This window comes from uncultured Nitrospira sp. (assembly GCA_902500695.1).
GTDB lineage: Bacteria > Nitrospirota > Nitrospiria > Nitrospirales > UBA8639 > Nitrospira_E.
Window position 1 is genome coordinate 75,167 of the sequence record CABVRQ010000010.1, and the last position, 3,668, is coordinate 78,834.

At 46.0% G+C, this 3,668-nt stretch carries 4 protein-coding genes; all 4 read right to left on the bottom strand.

Annotated elements, in window-relative coordinates:
- The 4 genes from AAH187_RS04370 to AAH187_RS04385 all read right to left on the bottom strand — a co-directional run bounded on the left by AAH187_RS04370 (nucleotide 1) and on the right by AAH187_RS04385 (nucleotide 3,106).
- Nucleotides 1-579, bottom strand: coding sequence for a hypothetical protein (locus AAH187_RS04370; RefSeq protein ID WP_342347217.1), 579 nt, complete (start codon nucleotides 577-579; stop codon nucleotides 1-3).
- Nucleotides 580-1,811: 1,232 nt separating this feature from the next.
- Nucleotides 1,812-2,117 carry a BON domain-containing protein gene (locus AAH187_RS04375; protein WP_342347218.1) on the bottom strand — a complete coding sequence of 102 codons (306 nt, stop codon included), beginning with the start codon at nucleotides 2,115-2,117 and terminating at the stop codon, nucleotides 1,812-1,814.
- 65 nt (nucleotides 2,118-2,182) lie between these two features.
- The gene (locus AAH187_RS04380) at nucleotides 2,183-2,494 is read right to left on the bottom strand and encodes a BON domain-containing protein (RefSeq protein WP_342347219.1); all 312 of its coding nucleotides are present in this window, start codon (nucleotides 2,492-2,494) and stop codon (nucleotides 2,183-2,185) included.
- 123 nt (nucleotides 2,495-2,617) lie between these two features.
- A complete protein-coding gene (locus AAH187_RS04385; RefSeq protein ID WP_342347220.1) occupies nucleotides 2,618-3,106 on the bottom strand; it encodes a hypothetical protein in 489 nt (162 codons plus the stop codon).
- Nucleotides 3,107-3,668 lie beyond the last annotated feature (562 nt).

The window sequence follows — 3,668 nt, forward strand, 5'->3', positions numbered from 1 at the left end:
TTAGGACTCTTTTTTCTTTGGCGGGTCGAACTCTTCCAGCGGCTGGAAATTGAGTGGGAGTTGAAATAAATAATCGGTCACCGGCCGCAGCTTCACATGTCGATACTCGACACTCCAGCTCCCGTCCTTCCTGGTCAACTGCATTGGAAACTGAATGTCGGTGGCGAACCATTGGTAGTAGACATCGGTCTGATCTCCCTGCTTCACCGTGACTTCATATAAAATCGTGGGATGGCCTTCGCGCGTCTCGGTCCCGATCTCTTCTCGCAAGACTTCACCATCCAGATGTTTGCTCAATTTTGGTTCCTGAGCAGGATCATACGGGAGGGTCTTGAAGTGCCTCACTCGAGAGAGAAGCAGCCACATGACCTGCTTGTCTTTACGCACAATGGTGACGTTGACCGGACCCATCGACTGGTGCTCCAACCGCCACCGGTCATCCCGATAATACAGGTTGGCCTTTTGAGTCTTCCCCCCCACCTTGACGATCTGATCTGCGGAAAATTCCAAGGCCCACGCCTCAAGGCCTGAGAAAAGACCACTCGCAACCAGTACTCCACTGAGAATCCAACGACGCATACATTCACTTTACCATATCAAGGCGAGTGCCTCAAAAATTCATTAATCTTTTTCCGAAGACGTTGAAGCGGGATTTCTTCCATTCAGACTTAAAAAATTCAGGATGCAAGCGACGGCTTCCGGTTTCAAATCTTCGGAATTGGGCTTTTCTTCCATGACACCCTGACAACCTTCTTTTGCCACTACTCTCCCCTTCCAAATTGTCAACTTCCACTAGCCCGCATTCAAGAGATGTTTGATTTTGCAGTGAGCACACTGTGCGATGTTGATCTAATGAGTTCTCGATCCGTCTCCTCAGATACTCAGTCTCACCGTTAAAATTTATGATTGGTCCATGACCAGAAACAATTCCTTGTCGCGTTACGAGGAACGGAGGATCTCATCCCTGCCCCTCTCTAAATTTATGATCAATAGCCTCGGGCAGAGGCTAGGATCTTCTCGTGTGCAAGAACCTTTCAGTTTAAACAGCATGGTCAGTCCTTTTCATCCCGCTCAAAGACGGGCGAATTTGAAGGTATGTCCCCTTAGAGGATGAGTTCCGAGTTCTTTTGAAACTCTCAAATCGTTTCATTCCACGTATGGGATATTGGAATGTTGTACTGATACCTCAAGGCAAGGCTTTGGGGCCCGAAAAATGCTTATTTATAATGAAGAACCCCTCCGCAAGCTGACGGGGTTTTTCATTGAGATGCCATAAAGAAAAGATGAGATCCGTAATCAAACCACCCATTATGGCAACTGAGCATATTTTTAAATTATAGGCGTCGCCTGGAATTCGAACTTTTTGGATGGAGGAAACAGTTATGTATGAGCATTATTTTTTCGGGAGGATCGCGGGGAAATTCTCCATGAACGGTGGGATGAATCTCAAACACATTGAGTCCGTCCAAGGAGGAATCAAACCCCATCGTTCACGGAACGTATAATTTTAATTATTTGGGGGTATTGTTTTTTATATTTGCTACTTACTATCTGGAAATCATGTCACCGCCGGAAAGCCTGTCAGCGTATCACTGGATTTGGCATTAGTCGTTTAATATTTTTTTGTTTGCCAAGGATGGGGGAAGGCCCCCATCCTTGGAGCTAAAGCGAAGAGCATGCAATGATGAAGAAGGTCCGTGGAAAAGAATCTTTCCTCCCATGTAAGAACAGGGAAGCTGCCTTAGGAGGGGAAATACCAAAAGTTCACTCCCTGGGATAATTCGGATGTGTTTCAGTCGAAAAGTTTTTATTTATTTCACACTCATTCGATTTTCAACCAAGCCGACTCCCTCCACCTCTCTCGATAAGATGATCGCATGGTCAATTTGCCTCAATTCATCCACGAACCCACTGAGTTGCACACGATTTTTAAATGTTTCGACATGGACATCGGTTCCCGACACCAGGGGACATCGGAGAAGAGCGGTCTTCACTTTCGTCGTAATGACGCTATCATCAAGATATTCCCCCGTGCTCTCATGAAGAGGGCTGCTCGCGCATCCCATGGAGATCATCATCATGAGAGTGATCATACCGATAACCAGACCGTTTTGCATCTTCTACGTTTCCTCGTGCTAAATACCCCTGATATTCATGTTGAACTCATCGTGCGATGGTGCATTTATTTGATGGACAGATTGTTCTCGACTGCCTGGACCCCACCGACTCGCCGTGCCAATCGTGCAGCCTGATCAATTTGCTGAGCATCATTCACAAGACCGTTTAATTGTACCCGACCTTTGAAGGTCGTCACATTGATATCCGTGCCGGACACTTCCGGATCACTTAGGAGAGCTGTTTTAACCTTTGTCGTGATGACACTATCGTCAATATGTTCCCCGAAACTTTCCGATTGAGGCCCGCCCGCGCATCCCACCATCAAAAACACGAAAAAAAGACAAGCCACCAACCTCATATTCTTTGAGTCTTTCATAACACTTTTCTCCTTTTTTACTAAATTCATTCGTGAAAGAAAAAGAAATTCATCAGAATGCTGAAACGACTGTTTGCTAAACTCAAATAGTCCTTCATTTCTCCCTATGTTGGACGAGAAAATTTACCGCTTATCGGCCGGTTTGTCCTCCATACGTCCGGCATTGGCCCGGCTGGATGCGTTAATCGAACTACCAAAGAAATTACTTCGGGCATCTTGAAATCTCTCTCGGGCACCCACAAATTTGTCCCGTGCCTCCAAATACCGATCGCGGTCTCGGCTGAATTTTTCATAGGTTTTATTGAACCGATGCTCTTCCTGCTCATAAATTGATCTGGATCGATCAAATTTAGCTCTGGCTTCGTTGTACCGCATGCGGTCATTCATAAACTGGTCAACATTTTCATTGAAATTGTCCTGCGCTTCCTCATATCGATCAATGTCCCGTTGGGCTTCACCCAGTTCTTTAAGTGAAGGCCCCACGTCTGAAAATGCTGCCGAATCTCTCGACGAATCAGATTCTTGAGCATAGGTAGATGTCCCCCACATACTCAATGAGAACACCATAAACATGGTGAAAGACCAGACAGACTTCGACGTATACATTTTCATAAAACCTCCATCCTTGGCTCTTGTGGTTAATTCCGACTGGGGGATGACACTGTGTACATGTAATGAGTACCACGGCTGGATGCCCCGGCCAACTGGCAGAAACCCTTGCTTGCCCGGCCTTTAAAAAAAGATGTTACAAATGGAACAATATCGTCAATGGACCGTCCACACGAAATGAAAGAGAGATCACAAGAGGAAGGGAATCCTGACACTCCAATACCATGATCCGAAGATTTTTTTAAAGCGAATTTAAAGGGTATTATGGGGAGACAGTTGATATGGATTGAGGATAGTGGGGTCCTCCCAAATGATAGCGACCATGAATGCCCTCATTCAAGAATGAAATTGGCCATTTCCTCACTTTGATCTGAATGGGAAAGATCCGGATTAAACCAGTGGGGCGATTAAATAGGGTTTACGCATTCGGGTCGATCATTTTTGGGATTATTCACAAGCTGACTGACGGGGTAGGCTTCAATCTCTTCCGGGGGAAATGGCCTGAGCAACGTGTTGACTCGGTCAACAGATTGCAAGGTTGGATCGAGCCAGTCAGCAAAATCCT

What these genes read in the sequence shown, in the direction of transcription:
- AAH187_RS04370 (WP_342347217.1), bottom strand. Translation starts at nt 579, where the DNA reads ATGCGTCGTTGGATTCTCAGTGGAGTACTGGTTGCGAGTGGTCTTTTC.
- AAH187_RS04375 (WP_342347218.1), bottom strand. Translation starts at nt 2,117, where the DNA reads ATGCAAAACGGTCTGGTTATCGGTATGATCACTCTCATGATGATGATC.
- AAH187_RS04380 (WP_342347219.1), bottom strand. Translation starts at nt 2,494, where the DNA reads ATGAAAGACTCAAAGAATATGAGGTTGGTGGCTTGTCTTTTTTTCGTG.
- AAH187_RS04385 (WP_342347220.1), bottom strand. Translation starts at nt 3,106, where the DNA reads ATGAAAATGTATACGTCGAAGTCTGTCTGGTCTTTCACCATGTTTATG.